The sequence below is a fragment of the Marilutibacter aestuarii genome (assembly GCF_006546775.1).
Classification (GTDB): domain Bacteria; phylum Pseudomonadota; class Gammaproteobacteria; order Xanthomonadales; family Xanthomonadaceae; genus Marilutibacter; species Marilutibacter aestuarii.
Genome location: NZ_VICE01000087.1, coordinates 18,895 through 34,682 on the forward strand (window position 1 = coordinate 18,895; position 15,788 = coordinate 34,682).

The following is a 15,788-nucleotide window of genomic DNA, read 5'->3' on the forward strand; positions in this document are numbered from 1 at the left end:
CAAGCGGAGGGCCGTCGACAAGACGGCCCGAATGCCTACGCCCAATCGGTACATGGTTCTTGCTTACCCAAGCTGTCTGATGGGCGCGCGTGTCCGACGAACCTGTCCGGGTTCATGTCTCTCTCCTGTTCAGTTGCTTTCGAGACCGTCGGAACGGCCCGACTTGATGAAGTCGACCATCATCTGCAGGTACCCCTCGGGCTGACGGGTGGACGCCCGCTCGCCCCGTGCATCGATCTCGAACTCGTACATGCCATGGTCCGCGTGCGGGAACACAGCCGTGGCGATCGGGAGACCCGCGCGCTTCAGTTCGCGCAGGCGCCGCAGGGTCTCGAAAGGCGGAGCATCGCGATCCTGTCCACCGAAGATCCACAGTTGGGGCACATCAAGATTGCTCAGCACGGGCATCGGATCGTAGTGGGCCGGCACACCTTCGAGCAGCGCGGGGAAATCGCGCCGCGCGACAGCCTCTGGAGTCGAGATCAGGTACGAGGTGAAGTTGCCTCGCACGAACGGGAACCAGGGTTCTGTCCCATACTTTTCCTTCAGGGCATCAAGTCTGCCGAAGCCCTCCGTGAAGTTGCTCTCGATGATCGCGGCTGTCGCGCTGGCGATTTCGTCCGCCTTGCGCTGTGCGTCAGGGCCAAAGCCGGCACGCGCCATGTCGAAGGCAATTGCCTCCCGGTCTTCGTCGAGCGGTGATACGGCAAGACCGAAGCTGACGATGACGAAGTCTACCGACTCGATCCTTGCGGCCAGCGGCGCCACCCATCCGCCTTGACTTCCGCCCTGGTAGCCGATGCGTCCTGCTCGCTTTCCGGCAAGGCGCTTCGCCTCGTGCATGGCATGGATGGCGTCGATGGCGAGCGTGAGGTAGTCCTGTGTATAGCGACCCTCCGAGCGGCCCGTGCCCCGCTTGTCGTACGCGAACACGCCGATGCCTTGACTCGCCAGTTCGCGCTGAAGTGAGTACGTGTCTATCGCCGACGATCGCTCGGCGCCGTGGACGAGCACCACGAGAGGTACCGTTGCATCGCCAGGCGGCAGGGTCAATCGTCCACTCAACGCGACGCCGCTTCCCTGAAAGCGGGTATCGATCTGGACGAGTGGTTCGCGCTGACCGGCGACGTTGTCGAAACGTATCCGACCTTGCTTGCAGTTCGACACGGTCAGCCGGTGGCCGTCCGGGCGCTCCGTCCATCCGAGCGTGCTGATCCACTCGCCATCATCTTGCCGCACCAGCGCACCGGTCTGGCCATCCGGACGCCTCCACCGGTGCGTGCCGGCCCCGGCCGCACCGATATCGAGGGTGCTGCCATCCGCCATTCGATAGCTGCCCGTAAGACAGGAGGAGGCTTGTGGAGTGGGCACTCCAGGATCGCCTGCCGTAGCCGCGAGAGGAATCGCGGCGAGCATGAAGGCCGCAGCGAATGAGAGCTTGCGCATGACCACTCCAATTAGGTTATCCTTTACGTAAATGTTGACGTTAATCGTCGAGGACGTCAACCCGCAGAAGGAGCACGACATGACTGACTTCATCCAGCAGCAAGGGGCGGCATTCCTGGCGCACCTGCTACGGCGACTCGCCGACGAGCTCGTGCAGGGTGCGGCCGATTGGTACCCAACGGTGGGAGTTACAGCGCCGCCGCGTACGATATCCACGCTCCTGGCACTGGATGAGCATGGGCCGCTGGGCGTGATGGAACTCGCGGGGCTGCTGCGGCAGTCGCACCCGCTCGTGATTGTCTGGATCAAGGAACTAACCCGTCTGTCACTGGTGAAATCCCGTGACGATCCCGCCGATCGGCGTAGGACTCTGATCGCCCTGACGACAAAGGGGCAACGTGAGCTGGTCCGTATCCGCGAAGCGCTCGTCGTCATGGAGCAGGCGTCCTTGGAATTACTGGAGCAGGCGGGAACCGATTCGCTCGAGATGTTGTGGGCACTGGAGCGCAAATGCCGCGAAGTCCCCTTCCTTGAGCGACTACAGAAAAAGTCAGGCTAGAGCGGAGCGCGCGTTGACCGACCGCATTGGGCCCGTCGACTCAGCCAGTTTCGGTTCGATGGCGCCGTGAAAGCGGAGCAAGGTGAGGAGGGCAGTTAGGATCGCCTGGTGTACTCCGTCCTTTCCGGCTCCCAAGGCATGACCACGCTGCCTGCGATCGGCTTCGCGCTTTCGGCCCTCGTTGGCGCGCCCGCCCTCGCGGTCCTGGCACGGGCTTCGCGCGACTTCGACCGTCGCCTTAAGTCCACGCACCCGCACGTCTGGGCTCGCATCGCGCCCGATCCGCGCCTGGCGCCTTCGCTGTCCTCGGCCTCGGCCCGTTTCATCATGCGGGGCGACGACCGCGAGGTGCCCGACCCGCTGCTGACGGCCCTGGGCGACCGTTGCCACCGGGCCGGGTACTGGGCCATGTCGGCGTTCCTGGGCGCGGTGTTGTCGACGGCCGTGCCCGCGATCCTGGGGGGCTGACACGGGGCGGACGCGGAGGCGTTCCGGCAAGGCGGCAGGCAGGTCCAGCCCCTGAAATGCAAAACCCCGCCGGGGGCGGGGCTGGCTTCGATCCGTCGGCTCGGACGGATGGTGGCTATGGGTGGACTCGAACCACCGACCCCAGCATTATGAGTGCTGTGCTCTAACCGGCTGAGCTACATAGCCACGGGGTGAACCGCGAATTGTTCCCGGATCGGGCTCGCGTGTCAATCACCTTTGGGGCGGCTTGTGGATAACCGGGGGGCGTGGCAGAGTCGAAGCCAGTGACGTAAGTCAACGACTCAGGAGTCCGCATCGTGATCGATCCGGACGGTTATCGCCCCAACGTCGGCATCGTGCTGATGCGTCCGGATGGACGCCTGTTCTGGGCCCGCCGCGTCCACCGGGACGGCTGGCAATTCCCGCAGGGCGGGATGAACAGCGACGAAACGCCGATCGAAGCCATGTATCGCGAACTTCGCGAGGAGACCGGCTTGCTGCCGCACCACGTTGAGGTGCTGGGCGAGACGCCCGGGTGGCTGCGCTACCGGCTGCCGCAGCGTGCGATCCGCCGCCACGAACGCCTGGTATGCATCGGCCAGAAGCAGGTCTGGTTCCTGCTGCGCCTGGTCGGGGACGAGTCCGAGCTGCGGCTGGACCTGACCGACAAGCCCGAGTTCGACCACTGGCGCTGGGTGGACTTCTGGTACCCGGTCGAGCACGTGGTCATCTTCAAGCGCAGCGTCTACGCCCGCGCGCTGATGCATCTCTCGCAGTTCGCCCGCGACATGGGCGAGGGCCTGGCGGTGCCGCCGCCGCAGGAGGTGGTCCAGCGCAGCCTGGGCTGGGACGGGAAGCGCGGCCGCAGCCGACCGCGTGCCCGGCCCCTCCAGCATCCGCGGGGGCAGGGCTCGGGCAATGCCGGGAGCGGGCGCAACGGGCCGGCCTGAGCCGGTCGCCGGGCGGCGCCGATCCGCCTGCGAGGCGCCCGGAGCCCTGAATAGGGCTGATGTTGACAATCATTCTCATTCGTAGTGCAATGCGGATGCAGCCAGTCCGGCTGCGAGATCCGGCGCCCCGGCGTCCCTGCCCATGTATGTCTGCATCTGCAACGGCGTCACCGACCACGACATCCGCCAGGCGGCCGAAGCCGGCTGTGGCAGCGTGCCGGAACTGACCATGCGGACCGGGGCCGGCGCCAACTGCGGCAGCTGCCTGGACCTGGCGGCGCAGTTGCTGGTCGAACATCGCCGCGCGCGCGAGCTGCCCCTGCCAGTGCTGTCGCAGGCCGCCTGAGCCCGCCTCCGGGACCGCCGTCCGGCGGGACCCGTCGCCCATCCCCCCTGTTTCCGTATCGCCACTGATTCGCGTCTGCGGCTGCAGCCGATTCGTGTTTCGCCATGGCCGCGCGCAAGCGGCTAAAGTGCCCGCATTGCCGCCACACGGAGCACCGCCATGAAGGGCGACGCCAAGGTCATCGAATTCCTCAACAAGGCGCTCTTCAATGAGCTGACCGCGATCAACCAGTACTTCCTGCACGCCAAGATGCTGAAGAACTGGGGCCTGAAGGAACTGGCCGACCACGAGTACCACGAGTCCATCGACGAGATGAAGCACGCCGACAAGCTGTCGGACCGCATCCTGTTCCTCGATGGCCTGCCCAACTTCCAGGCCCTGGGCAAGCTGCGCATCGGCGAGAACCCGAAGGAACTGCTGGCCTGCGACCTGGCGCTTGAGAATGAGGCCGTGCCGCTGCTGCGCGAGGCCATCGCGTACTGCGAGTCGGTGTCGGACTACGTCAGCCGCGACCTGTTCGCCGAGATCCTCGATTCCGAGGAAGAGCACATCGACTGGATCGAGACCCAGCTGTCGCTGATCGAGCGCATCGGCGAGCCGAACTACCTGGCGCAGAAGCTCGAGGGCTGAGCCACCACCCCCGGCGCCGGCCTCAGGCCGGCGAGGGCGGTCGCGGCGTGCGGCGGAACAGCTTCCGCCAGACCCACCAGATCGACAGCGCGATCGCCAGGCTGACCAGGACCACCAGGCCCAGGGTCAGCCAGGGATAGGCGAACACCAGCGCGAGCGCACCGACCACCGCCACGTCCTCGCCGACCGATGCGGTCCAGTTGGTCACGGGTTCGGGCGAGGCGTTGAGCATCGCCCGGGTGCCCGACTTCAGTGCGTGGCTGGTGAGGGCCACCCCGGCGCCCGCCGCCAGCGCCCCGGCACCCAGGTCGCCATCGGGCGACAGCGTGGCCGCGGCCAGGAAGGCGCCGGCCGGCACGCGCAGCAGGGTGTGCAGCAGGTCCCAGCCCGAATCGACGCCGGGGATCTTGTCGGCGAAGAACTCCACCAGCGCCAGTGCGCCGGCGACGCCGAGCACCCAGGGCGACTGCGTGGCCTGCAGGGCCTCGGGCAGGTCCAGCCAGCCCAGGGCACCGGCCAGGCCGACGCCGAAGACGGTCAGGTAGACGCGGATGCCGGCGAGCCAGGCCAGAACCACGCCAATTGCGAACAGGTGCGCATCAGTCATCGTCGCGACCCCGCTAGAATGTCCCTCGAGTATAGAGGCAGGAGCGTGCCGTAATGCGGGCGGCCCGGACATGACCCCAACCCCCCATCGCGAGCCCCCAGCGCGTTATCGCATCGTCCGGGACGGTCCGGACCGGCGTCCGCTGTGGCTGGTGTTGGCGCTGCTGGCCTGGGCCGGCAGCCTGGTGGCGGTCTGGCAGTTCACCCGCAGCATCGCCGCGCCGAAGCTGCCGGAAGTCAGCCAGGCCCTGGGCCAGGCCGAGGGCACGCTGCGGCGGCAGGGCTCGGAACTGGAAGAGCTGCGCCAGCGCGCCGCGATCCTCGAGAAGTCCGACCAGATCACCCGCGACGCCAACAAGCAGATCCAGCGCACCCTGGCCGAGCGCGAGGAGGAGATCGCCGGCCTGCGCGCCGACGTCGCCTTCTACGAACGCCTGGTGGGGGCCACCAGCCCGCGCAAGGGCCTGAACGTGCACTCCAGCCAGTTCGTCCCCGAGGCGGGTGGCACCTGGCGCTACGAGATCGTCCTCACCCAGAACCTCAACCGGGGCGCGGTCAGCACCGGCCAGCTCAAGTTCCAGGTCGAGGGCGTCCAGGACGGCAAGCTCGCGGTCGTCGACTGGGGACGCCTGCACCAGAAGCAGGAGGCGGCGGGGCAGGCCTACTCGTTCCGCTACTTCCAGCAGCTCAGCGGCAGCATCATGTTGCCGGTGGGCTTCACGCCGCAACGCGTCCGCGTGCGGCTGAACACCGGGGAAAAGACCGTCGACCAGACACTGGCCTGGCAGGTCGGCAATGCCGGCGACGACGCGCGCGCGGTCACGTCCACGGCCGTCGCGGCCACCGCTTCACAAGGGGAATCCTGAGCATGTTCAAGAACAAACCGGCCCAGCTCGATGGCCACGTCGACACCCTCATCGGCCCGCAGGTCGTCATCCGCGGCGACCTGGAGTTCAGCGGTGGGCTGTTCATCGAGGGCCGCGTGATCGGCAAGGTGATCGCGCTCGAGGGCGAGAAGGCGATGCTCACGCTGGCCGAGAGCGGCGTGATCGAGGGCGAGGTGCACGCCCCGCTGGTGGCGATCAACGGCACCCTCAACGGCGACGTCCACGCCGCCGAGCGGGTCGAGCTGGCGAGCAAGGCGAGGGTGCGCGGCAACGTCCACTACAAGGTGGTGGAGATGTCCGCCGGCGCGACCCTCACCGGCCGCCTGATCCATGCCGACAGCGTGATGGGCGAGCAGGTCAGCGCCTACGCCGAACGCGAAGCCTTCACCGAAGCGGCCTGAGCCCCGTCGCCGGCAACTGAACCGCCCCGACACGGTCGGCGCGGTGGCGGCTTGACGCCCCGCGGTCCGCCTCCTATATCAGGGAGATGGACGACAAACCGCTGGACGACGCCGCGCCCGACGCCCCTCCGCCCGCCGCCGCGCCCGGCGGGGCGGCGTCCTCGACATCCCACCCTCCGCATCCCCCGCTGTCGCCGGAATTCCGGCGCCGCGCCGCGTGGGCGGCCGCCGGCGTGTTCGTCCTGGCGCTGGTCTTCGGGGGCTGGGGCCTGTGGCGGGTGATCGCACCGGCCTCGGGCGACCTCAAGGGCCAGCTGGCGAGCAGCGAAGCCAGCGTCCAGCGCCTGCGCGAACAGAACGATGCCCTGGCCCAGCGCGTGGCGACCCTGTCGCGCTCGGACCAGATCAGTCGCGATGCCAACCGCGACGTGCAACGCACGCTGGCCGAGCGCGACGAGGAAATCGCCGGCCTGCGTGCCGACGTCGCCTTCTACGAGCGCCTCGTCGGCGCGACCGCGCAGCGCCGCGGCCTGAGCGTGCACGGGATCCGCTTCCAGCCCCAGGGCGACACCGCCTGGCACTTCACCACCACCCTGACCCAGAACCTCAATCGCGGCTCGGTCAGCAGCGGCGGCCTGCAGCTGCAGATCGAGGGCACGCGGGCGGGCAAGCGTGAGGTGCTGGCCTGGTCGATGCTGCGCCAGGACCCCAGCGCAGCGGGCCTGCCGTACTCGTTCAAGTACTTCCAGCAGGTCGAGGGCGATGTATTCCTGCCCGAAGGCTTCGAGCCGGTCCGCGTACAGGTCCAGCTCAGGCCGCGCAACGGTGCCGCGGTGGAACAGTCCTTTACCTGGGCCGACAGCACCCGCGATTCACCGCTCAACGGCGCCGACGCGGACGCGCCACCGAAGGCCGGCGGCTGAAGCGCGGCTGCGGCCCGCGCTTGAATATGCGGCGTGCGCGCCCCATCCTGACCGCATGGACATCACGCCCCTCCCGACCGCCCCGGCGGACGCCGCGCCCGGCTACCAGTCGCTCGATCGCCCGCTGCAGTTCACCTCGGCGGCCGCCGCCAAGGTGCGCCAGCTGATCGCAGAGGAAGGCAACGAGGCGTTGAAGCTGCGCGTGTACATCCAGGGCGGCGGGTGCTCGGGCTTCCAGTACGGCTTCGAGTTCGATGAAGCGCAGGCCGAGGACGACCTCGCCGTGCAGACCGACGGCGTCACCCTGCTGGTCGATCCGCTCAGCCTTCAGTACCTGATGGGCGCGGAAGTCGACTACACCGAGAGCCTGCACGGCGCCCAGTTCGTGATCCGCAATCCGAACGCCAAGACCACCTGCGGTTGCGGCTCCTCGTTCTCGGCCTGAGCCCCATGGCACGCGGATGCCCGACCCGCTCGCGATCCACGGGGGCGTCGGCATGACGGCACCCTTCGCCTTCACCCCGACGGCCGCGGGTGAACTGCCCGAGTCCGGCTTCGATCGCGCCGACCGCCTGCGCGGCGACAATGCCGCGCTCGATGCCCTCTGGCCGGATGCGCGGGTGATCCTGCTCGATGACAGCGGCCACGCGCTCGCCGATGCGACGGGCGCGCTCGCCGCGCCGACCGGGCGCACGCTCAGCCAGGGGCCGGGCGGCAGCGGCCTGGCGATCTTCCTCGGCCTCGCGCCGGACGGCGAGGCCTGGTTCTCGCTCGACGCCGGGCTCGTCGCCTTCCAGGCGCCGGAGCGCGTCGACCTGCGCAGCGCCGCGGCGCACTGGCCGGCGGCGCACGCCGCGGTCTTCGCTCAGGCGCGCGCCCTGCAGCACTGGCACCGTCAGCATCGCCATTGCGGTGCCTGTGGTGCGGAAACCGCGATCGAACGCGGCGGCTGGCTGCGCCGCTGCACCGGCTGCGGACAGGAACACTACCCGCGTACCGACCCGGCGGTGATCGTCGCGATCAGCGATGGCGAGCGCCTGCTGCTGGGCCGGCAGGCGAACTGGCCGGCGCGGCGCTGGTCGGTGATCGCCGGCTTCGTCGAGCCGGGCGAGTCGCTGGAACAGGCGGTGGCGCGCGAGGTCGCCGAGGAAACCGGTCTCCACGTCGTCCGCTGCCGCTACCGGGCCTCGCAGCCCTGGCCGTTTCCCGGACAACTGATGCTCGGCTTCATGGCCGAGGCGACGCCCGCCGATCCGCGCATCGACGATGAGCTCGAGCAGGCGCGCTGGTTCTCCTTCGAGGAAATCTCCCACGCGCGCCAGCAGGCCCTCGATGGCGTCGACGACGGCGAGGGCCCGCTGCTCTCGCCCGCGATCTCGATCTCGCGCTGGCTGATCGAGCAGTGGTGGCTGGAGATGCGCGCTCGGCGCGACGCGCGCTGAGCGCCGGTGCGCGCGCTCGGTTCGCCGTTTCGCGGTCCCGCAACATGAATCGATCACGCCGGGCAGGCTAGAATCCCGGCACGCACCAACGCGTCGTGCCGGAGCCCCCGTTCCTATGTCCGTTACCCTGATCGCCACCGTGGTCGCGCTCGTGCTGGGCCATCTGGCGCAGCCGCTGGCCGCGGCCGTGCGTTCCTACGGCTGGTACGGGGACTGGCTGCGCTGGCTCGACGGACGGTTCGACGAGGGCAGCCTCTGGCGCGGCAGCTGGGGCATCTTGATCGCGTTGCCGCCGCCGCTGCTGCTCGTCGCGCTGTTCCAGCAGGCGCTGGACGACACCATGTTCGGTCTGGCGTCGCTCCTGTTCGGCATCGCCGCGCTGTTCTATGCCTGGGGTCCCCGCGACCTCGACGTCGACGTCGAGGCCATCGTCCAGGCGCCGGACCTGGCCTCGCGCCGGGCCGCCGCCGCGCGCCTGTGGCCCGACGGCGAGGCCCCTTCGCTCGAGGGCGGCGTGCTGGTCGACGCGGTCTTCTACAACGCCTTGCGGCGCTGGTTCGGCGTGCTGTTCTGGTTCCTCCTGCTGGGGCCGTTCGGCGCGCTGATGTACCGCCTGGTCGAAGTCTCGGCCCATGGCGAGTTCGCGCGTACCCTGCCGGCCGGGACCGCGGAGGGCGCGCGCACCCTGCTGACCGCGCTGGAGTGGCCGGTGGCCCAGCTGATGACCCTGGCGCTGGCCATCGTCGGCAATTTCGACACCGTGCTGGCGGCCTGGCGCGACAACGGCGGGGCGACGTTCGCCTTCCGCATCGGCTTCCTCGGGGCCGTCGGCCGCGCCAGCGTGCGCAGCGAGCTGGCCGAGGAAGTCGGCGACTATGCCGACGTCGGCGCGGACGGCGAGGGCGCCGTGCCGCGGCTCGAGGTGCTGGGCGAACTGCCCGAGCTGCGCGATGCGATGAGCCTGGTCTGGCGCACCCTGCTTGCGTGGCTGGCGTTGCTGGCCCTGCTGGTGATCGCCGGCTACGTCAACTGAGGTCCGTCGGGGCCGCGCCCGGCATGTGTGCACATCGGGGGCGCGTAAAGGCCGGCTTCAGTTGCCGAACGCGGCGCTCAGTACCGCCATGCCCCCGGCGAATACCATCCAGATCGCGATCAGGACCGGCGTGATGATCGCCGAGGCCAGCGCCCAGTTGCGCGCGCTGTCGGCGGCACTGCGCGCGCCGGCGATGTCGCCCGCCGCGCGAAGTCCGTCGACGCGGGCGGCGTAGACGATCGACACGATGCCCAGGGGCATGCAGCAGAACAGCGTGGTCAGGATCGCCCACACCAGGTTGTTGGGGACGTACTCGCCATGCGGTGCGTTCATCGGGGCGCTCCAGGAAGCGTGATCGTGTCGAAGCGGTGGCGTGGGCTCAGCCCGGCGCCAACCAGGTGAAGGGCCACCAGGGCAGGTTGCGCGCGACCCAGTAGCCCAGCAGCCCGACCAGCCACAGCCGCGGGCTGTTCACGGCCTTGAGCACCGGTGCCGGCAGGGGCAGCGGTCGCCCCATCCCGTGCAATGCGATCACCGGCGTGGCGAGCATCAGCAGCGGCAGCAGCGGGTTCATCGCCACCATGCCGGCGACATCGCCGTGGAGCAGGGCGTGCAGCGCCCGCGTGGTGCCGCAGCCGGGGCAGTAGAAGCCGGTGAGCGCCAGGAACAGGCAGCCCATGAAAGGGCTGTCCGCGGCGTTCGGATCATGGCTGCGCAATGCCCAGACCCCGAACGCGACGAAGCCCGCGAGGGCCGCGAACACGGCCCCCCGTTGCCAGCGCGACCGGGGCAGGGCGTCGAGGATCACTGCGCGGCTTGCATCTGCTGCAGCATCATCATGTACTGCTCGTTGGCGCCGGTCATGAAGCCCCAGACGTTGAGCAGCAGGCCGAAGATCGCCAGGCCGGTGGTCACCCAGCACCAGGTCTTGGCATTGGCCGAGGCCTGCAACGCGCCCTGGGTATCGCCGAGGTTGAGCTTCTTGTTGACCTGCGCGGAGTAGACGATCGCGACGACGCCCGGGATCGCGCCGACGACGCAGCACAGGCAGAAGGCGACGACCGTGGACACGATCGCCCAGGCCAGGTGGTTCGGGACCGGGCCGGGTGCGGCGGACGGCGTGACGGGCGGTGGCATGCTCATGTGGAACTCCCCTTGCTCTGAAGTGTGTGAATCGTTCGGGCCGGACTTCGCCGGCGCCCCCCGGACATCCTAGCAGCGGCGCGCGCGATCCGTATGCCCGGGCGCCGCGACGCGCCGCAAGCGGGCAGCGGGCCCCGGCACTGCCGCCGGCCAGGCGGCCTCGCTACGCTGCGTCGCCCCGCAAGGCCCGCACCTGCTGCTCAAGGCCGGCGGCAGTGACGGCGCTGCCGTCGAGCGGTGGCCCGGCGACGACCTCCACGTGCGCGCGGAAGCGACGCGGCACGCGCATGCGGCCCAGGCGGCTGTCGCGCCGGCTCCACATGCTCGCCCACATCCCGCGCAGGGCCATCGGCACCACCGGAACCGGGCGACCGGCGATGGCGCTGCGTTCGAGGATGCGCTCGATGCCCGCCTTGAATGGCCCCATGCGGCCGTCGCTCGTCAGCCGGCCCTCCGGGAAGATGCCGACCAGCTCGCCCTCGGCGAGGGCGGCGTCGATCTCGTCGTAGGCCTTCTGCAGCAGGACCGGGTCTTCCTTGGCGCTCGCGATGGGGATCGCCTTGGCGTGCCGGAAGATCCAGCGCATGACCGGGATGTTGAAGATGCGGTAGTACATGACGAAGCGGACCGGACGCGGCGTGCTCGCGGCGAGGATCAGCGCGTCCATGTAGCTGACGTGGTTGCACGCAAGCAGGGCCGGCCCCTCGTCGGGCACGTGTTGCTCGATCCCCTTGGCGCGCAGCCGGTAGAGCGCACGCACGAGCACCCAGCTCAGGAAGCGCATCAGGAATTCGGGCACGATGCTGAAGATCCACAGCGCCACCAGCGTGTTGAGGATGGCCAGGGCCAGGAACACCTGCGGGATCGACCAGCCCAGCGCCTTCTGTGCCGCCAGCCCCGACAATGCCGCCAGCACGATGAAGCCGGAGTTCTGGATGTTGAGGCCGGCGATCACGCGCGAGAGTTCGTCGCGGGGCGTGCGGCTCTGGATGAGCGCGAACAGCGGCACCACGAAGAAGCCGGCGAACAGGCCGATGCCGACCAGGTCCATCGCGATCCGCCAGCTGCCGTCCTCGCGCAGGAAGTCCAGCACGCCCAGCCCGGAGGCACCGGCGACGCCGGTGCGCGCGAAGTACAGGTCGAGGATGAAGGCGCTCATGCCGAACGCGCCCAGCGGCACCAGGCCGATCTCGACCGTGCGCCCGGACAGCTTTTCGCACAGCAGCGAGCCCACGCCGGTGCCGATCGAGAACAGCGCCAGCGCGAAGATGTACAGCGTCGCGTCGCCACCCAGGTGGACTTCGGCATAGGCCGGCAACTGCGAGGTCAGCACCGTGCCGACGAACCAGAACCAGGACACGCCCAGCACGGAGTTGCGCACCGCCAGTTGCCGGCGCGCCAGCCGCAGCATGTGCAGCGACTCTGGGATCGGGTTCCAGTTGATCTTCAGTCCGGGCGCGCCGGCGTCCACGCGCGGGATCATCCGGCTGACCAGGTTGCCGGCCACCGCGAGCGCGATGATCGTGGCGCCCGCCGCCAGCGGTCCGTGCGCGCCGGCAAGCTTGAACAGCAGGCCGCCGACGATCATGCCGGTCAGGATCGACAGCGAGGTGCCCATCTCGACCAGGCCGTTGCCGCCGGTCAACTCCTCGGGCCGCAGCACCGAGGGCAGGATCGAATACTTCACCGGGCCGAACAGGGTCGACTGCATGCCGGTGCAGAACAGGGCGACCAGCAGGATCGGCAGGCTCTGCAGCCAGAAGCCGATCGCGGCGATCGACATGATCGCGATCTCCATCGCGGTGGTGATCCGGATGAGCCTGGACTTCTCCAGTTTCTCCGCCACCTGGCCGGCGATCGCCGAGAACAGGAAGTAGGGCAGGATGAAGATCGCCGGCGCCAGGCTCGCGTACAGCGCCTTGTCGTCGCTGCTCGCACCCAGCCAGAACAGCATGCCGATGATGGCCTGCCGGTAGACGTTGTCGTTGAACGCGCCCAGCGACTGCACCAGGAAGAACGGCAGGAAGCGACGCTGGCGCAGGAGCCCGAACTGGCTGCGCGCGACCGGCAGGTCGGCGTGCGAGTCGGGGATCTCGGGGGCGTGCGGGGGGGTCTCGGCCGTGTCCTGCGCCATGGGCTCTCCTCGGGTTTCGCCGGAGTGTATCCGGAACCCGTGTCGCGGCGGGCGGCGTACGCGGTGGGTATCGCGAAGGAGAAGAAGGTGCTTCTCCGACCTGAGGGGAGCGTGGTGCATGGCCGACCCGGTCAGCCAGCGAGTGGCGATATCCCAGCGCGCTGCGCTGGGCAGGAGGTAGGCCTGCCGGCCATCGGTCGCCCCAGGGCCGAAGGGTGGGTCGAGCCGAAGGCGATACCCACCATGGCTTACGGCCACGACGGACGATGGGTTTTGCTTCGCGCAACCCATCCTACGGTGCTACGCCACTACGTTTCGTCATTCCAGCGAATGCTGGGATCCAGCTCTTGGGCCTTTGCGCTGACGAGGATCCGCATGCGCGTTTCGATGCGCCCCGACCTCGCGCGGACTCTGCCGGCCGCGTAGCCCGGGTAAGCGAAGCGCACCCGGGGACCCGGTATGGCGGGGACAACCGCAAAGCGCGCCAAGCGCCTCGCGCCAACTCTCGTGCCGACCCGGTGCCCAGGGTGATGGTCGAGGACCAGGGCGAAGGCAAAGGCTGGATCCCGGCATTCGCTGGGATGGCGCCGTGTGCGGGCTGCCTGACGGCGGTCGTCCTGGGCGTCGCCTCGGGTGGTCGCAGGCTGCCTGGGCCGGCCGTGCACCCTGTTTCGTTCGGTTGGGAGAGGAACCAAAAAAAAGGCCCCGCGTCGCCGCGGGGCCCTGGGTGTTGCAGGCGTCGGACCGGAACGTACGGTCCTCAGTAGTCCTTCTGCAGGTTGAGCATCACGCCATGGTCGTCCTGGTCGTCGCTGCCGGTTTCCGCGCGATACTCCACGCGGGTGCTCCAGCCGCCGTCGCCATCGAAGCCCAGGCCCAGGCCGAGCATGAAGCGCGAACGGTCGAGGCCGCTGGGCGACAGCGTGTAGAACGGGCCGCTGGCAAGGTCGGCATACCGCACCAGCGCGTTGCCGTTGCCCTCCAGTTCGCGCTGGTACTCGATGCGGAACTGCGGCGTCAGCCAACCCGGGGTGATGCGATGGCGCCAGTCGACGCGCAGGCCGAGGTTGCCGGTGCTGCCGTCCACGTCCATGGCTTCGTAGCGCAGCGCCAGCACCGGGTGGCCGGTCTCGGTGAACGCATCCAGCGAGCCGCGGGTGACGTCGAAGCGGGCATACGGCGTGAAGCGCCAGCTGCCCTCGCCCAGGTCCGCGCCGATCGACAGCGAACCGAACCACTGGTCGCCGTCGCGTTGGCCGCGCACGGTACCGGTGTCGGCGCTCAGCTGGCGACGCATGTCGAAGTCCAGGGTCTGGTAGCCCACCAGGCCATCGATGAACCAGCGCTCGCCGGGGTGGAAACTGCCGTAGCCGACCAGTGCCTTCGCCACGCCTTCCATGCGGCTGCCGGCGTTGCCGACGTCGTTGTCGTCGCGGCCGTAGCCAAGTCCGGCACCGAGGGTGAAGGCCGGACCCAGGTCGACGTCGACGCCGACGCTGAGGCCATCGCTCTCGAAGCCCACCGAGGAGCCGCCCTGGCCGTCGAAGCTGCCCGAGCGGATGGAGCCGCCGATCCAGGCGCCGAAACCACGCGGCGCCTGCTGGTGGCCCAGCGGGGTTTCGTCGGCGCCCGGCGCCATGCCCGCGGGTGCCGGGATCGGCTGCGCGCAGTCATCGTTCCGGGCTGCCAGCGGCGACGGCATGCAGCTGCGCTGCATCGCCACGCTGACGCTGCTGTCGACGCCAGTCCCGCGACGCCCCGAGTGCAGTCGCTCGAGGCGCTGCTGGAAGTTGCCGACCTGCGTGCGCGCGAAGCGGCGGGCGGACTGCAGCTGGGCATCGACCAGGCCGCGGACTTCGGCGTCCTGGGTCGGGTCGGGCCGGTCGGTGGCCTCCAGCATGTAGTCGCGCGCGCCGGCGAAGCCCAGGGCGTCGGTCGCGGTGAGTTCGAAGCTGAACTCCCCGGCGGCCTGCAGGGTGCCCGACAGCGTGCCGTCAGTGGCCAGTTGCAGACCGGCCGGCAGCGCGCCGCCGGTGACCTCGAACGTGTACGGCGCGGAGCCGCCCTCGGCCTGGAACACGGCGGTGTAGTCGACGCCGTAGGTGGCCGAGGGCAGCGCGTCCGGGCCGATCGTGATGGTCGGCGCGTCCACGTCCAGCGCGTAGGACTGGGTGATGCTGGCCGCGGTGCCCGCCGTGGCATCGGTCGCGGTGATGCCGAACTCGAAGCGGCCGGCCTCGGTCGGCGTGCCGGACAGCGTGCCGTCGGCGGCCAGGGCCAGGCCGGCGGGCAGGGTGCCGCTGGCCAGCGCGTAGCCATACGGCGCGATGCCGCCCTCGGCCGCGAAGGCCTGCGCGTAGGCGACGCCCGCGGCGGCGGTCGGCAGGTCGCCGGCGGCCGGGGTCATCGCCAGCGCCGGGGCCTGCACCACCAGCTCGAAGCTGCGGGTCAGGGTGGCGCGGTTGCCGGTGGTGCTGTCGTTGACGGTCAGGGTCAGACTGAAGGTGCCGGACTCGGTCGGACGGCCGCTGAAGCTGCGACTGTCGCGGTCGAACTGCACGCCCTGCGGCAGGGTGCCCGCCAGGGTCACGGTGTACGGCGCGATGCCGCCGTGGATCGTCAACGCCTGCCGGAACTGGGCGCCGGCGACCACGGCCTCGAGCACGCCCGGGGTGACATCAAGCGCCGGGGTGGCGATCTCCAGCGCATGGGACTGCATGCCGGTCTGGCCATGCGCATCGGTCGCAGTGACGGCGAAGTTGAAGCTGCCGGCTTCGGTCGGGGTGCCCGACAGCGTGCCGTCATTGGCCAGCGACAGGC

At 69.5% G+C, this 15,788-nt stretch carries 17 protein-coding genes, 1 tRNA gene and 1 pseudogene; 11 read left to right on the forward strand and 8 right to left on the reverse strand.

Translation table 11 applies throughout. The annotated features are described in order from the left end of the window. Positions 1–129 precede the first annotated feature (129 nt). Positions 130–1,446 carry an alpha/beta hydrolase family protein gene (locus tag FKV25_RS09335; RefSeq protein WP_141518529.1) on the reverse strand — a complete coding sequence of 439 codons (1,317 nt, stop codon included), beginning with the start codon at positions 1,444–1,446 and terminating at the stop codon, positions 130–132. A 79-nt stretch (positions 1,447–1,525) separates the two neighbouring features. On the opposite strand from FKV25_RS09335, the gene FKV25_RS09340 reads away from it, so the two are divergent. Both FKV25_RS09340 and FKV25_RS09345 read left to right on the forward strand, forming a co-directional pair. Then, on the forward strand, positions 1,526–2,005 hold the full coding sequence (locus tag FKV25_RS09340; protein ID WP_141518530.1) for a MarR family winged helix-turn-helix transcriptional regulator: 480 nt from the start codon (positions 1,526–1,528) through the stop codon (positions 2,003–2,005). A 138-nt stretch (positions 2,006–2,143) separates the two neighbouring features. Continuing rightward, the gene (locus FKV25_RS09345) at positions 2,144–2,473 is read left to right on the forward strand and encodes a hypothetical protein (protein WP_141518531.1); all 330 of its coding nucleotides are present in this window, start codon (positions 2,144–2,146) and stop codon (positions 2,471–2,473) included. Positions 2,474–2,582: 109 nt separating this feature from the next. Here FKV25_RS09345 and FKV25_RS09350 read toward each other — a convergent pair. Continuing rightward, positions 2,583–2,659, reverse strand: a tRNA-Met gene (locus FKV25_RS09350). A gap of 131 nt (positions 2,660–2,790) precedes the next feature. Here FKV25_RS09350 and FKV25_RS09355 point away from each other — a divergent pair. From FKV25_RS09355 to bfr, 3 genes are all read left to right on the forward strand, one after another. Then, positions 2,791–3,423: an RNA pyrophosphohydrolase gene (locus FKV25_RS09355; RefSeq protein ID WP_141518532.1), complete on the forward strand. Its 633-nt coding sequence runs from the start codon at positions 2,791–2,793 to the stop codon at positions 3,421–3,423. A gap of 142 nt (positions 3,424–3,565) precedes the next feature. Continuing rightward, a complete protein-coding gene (locus tag FKV25_RS09360) occupies positions 3,566–3,769 on the forward strand; it encodes a (2Fe-2S)-binding protein (protein WP_141518533.1) in 204 nt (67 codons plus the stop codon). A 159-nt stretch (positions 3,770–3,928) separates the two neighbouring features. Beyond that, a complete protein-coding gene (gene bfr / locus FKV25_RS09365) occupies positions 3,929–4,399 on the forward strand; it encodes a bacterioferritin (protein ID WP_141518534.1) in 471 nt (156 codons plus the stop codon). Between the two features lie 22 nt (positions 4,400–4,421). Here the strand turns inward: bfr and FKV25_RS09370 are convergent, their stop codons facing one another. Continuing rightward, positions 4,422–5,006 carry a DUF4126 domain-containing protein gene (locus FKV25_RS09370; protein WP_141518535.1) on the reverse strand — a complete coding sequence of 195 codons (585 nt, stop codon included), beginning with the start codon at positions 5,004–5,006 and terminating at the stop codon, positions 4,422–4,424. A gap of 70 nt (positions 5,007–5,076) precedes the next feature. Between FKV25_RS09370 and FKV25_RS09375 the strand changes: the two genes are divergently transcribed. From FKV25_RS09375 to FKV25_RS09400, 6 genes and pseudogenes are all read left to right on the forward strand, one after another. Beyond that, positions 5,077–5,871 carry a DUF6776 family protein gene (locus tag FKV25_RS09375; protein WP_141518536.1) on the forward strand — a complete coding sequence of 265 codons (795 nt, stop codon included), beginning with the start codon at positions 5,077–5,079 and terminating at the stop codon, positions 5,869–5,871. A gap of 2 nt (positions 5,872–5,873) precedes the next feature. After that, positions 5,874–6,227: pseudogene (locus FKV25_RS09380) on the forward strand (bactofilin family protein); the annotation flags it as partial. Positions 6,228–6,379: 152 nt separating this feature from the next. Further along, the gene (locus FKV25_RS09385; protein WP_246072033.1) at positions 6,380–7,216 is read left to right on the forward strand and encodes a DUF6776 family protein; all 837 of its coding nucleotides are present in this window, start codon (positions 6,380–6,382) and stop codon (positions 7,214–7,216) included. Positions 7,217–7,271: 55 nt separating this feature from the next. Continuing rightward, positions 7,272–7,661 carry an iron-sulfur cluster insertion protein ErpA gene (gene erpA, locus FKV25_RS09390; protein WP_141518538.1) on the forward strand — a complete coding sequence of 130 codons (390 nt, stop codon included), beginning with the start codon at positions 7,272–7,274 and terminating at the stop codon, positions 7,659–7,661. A 16-nt stretch (positions 7,662–7,677) separates the two neighbouring features. Next, complete coding sequence (gene nudC / locus FKV25_RS09395) at positions 7,678–8,658, forward strand: NAD(+) diphosphatase (protein WP_342777168.1); 981 nt, start codon at positions 7,678–7,680, stop codon at positions 8,656–8,658. A 115-nt stretch (positions 8,659–8,773) separates the two neighbouring features. Next, positions 8,774–9,691 (forward strand): hypothetical protein, encoded by a 918-nt coding sequence (locus FKV25_RS09400; protein WP_141518539.1) that lies wholly within the window; start codon positions 8,774–8,776, stop codon positions 9,689–9,691. A 57-nt stretch (positions 9,692–9,748) separates the two neighbouring features. Here FKV25_RS09400 and FKV25_RS09405 read toward each other — a convergent pair whose 3' ends face one another. The 5 genes from FKV25_RS09405 to FKV25_RS09425 all read right to left on the reverse strand — a co-directional run. Then, the gene (locus tag FKV25_RS09405; RefSeq protein WP_141518540.1) at positions 9,749–10,024 is read right to left on the reverse strand and encodes a CD225/dispanin family protein; all 276 of its coding nucleotides are present in this window, start codon (positions 10,022–10,024) and stop codon (positions 9,749–9,751) included. Positions 10,025–10,070: 46 nt separating this feature from the next. Then, the gene (locus FKV25_RS09410; RefSeq protein WP_141518541.1) at positions 10,071–10,499 is read right to left on the reverse strand and encodes a DUF2752 domain-containing protein; all 429 of its coding nucleotides are present in this window, start codon (positions 10,497–10,499) and stop codon (positions 10,071–10,073) included. After that, positions 10,496–10,834 carry a CD225/dispanin family protein gene (locus FKV25_RS09415; protein WP_141518542.1) on the reverse strand — a complete coding sequence of 113 codons (339 nt, stop codon included), beginning with the start codon at positions 10,832–10,834 and terminating at the stop codon, positions 10,496–10,498. The genes FKV25_RS09410 and FKV25_RS09415 overlap by 4 nt, the downstream gene beginning before the upstream one ends. 163 nt (positions 10,835–10,997) lie before the next feature. Further along, entirely contained in the window at positions 10,998–12,968 is a 1,971-nt protein-coding gene (locus FKV25_RS09420; protein ID WP_141518543.1) for an MFS transporter, read from the reverse strand. A gap of 760 nt (positions 12,969–13,728) precedes the next feature. Beyond that, the coding region (locus tag FKV25_RS09425; RefSeq protein ID WP_141518544.1) for an autotransporter domain-containing protein at positions 13,729–15,788 on the reverse strand (2,060 nt) is incomplete at its 5' end.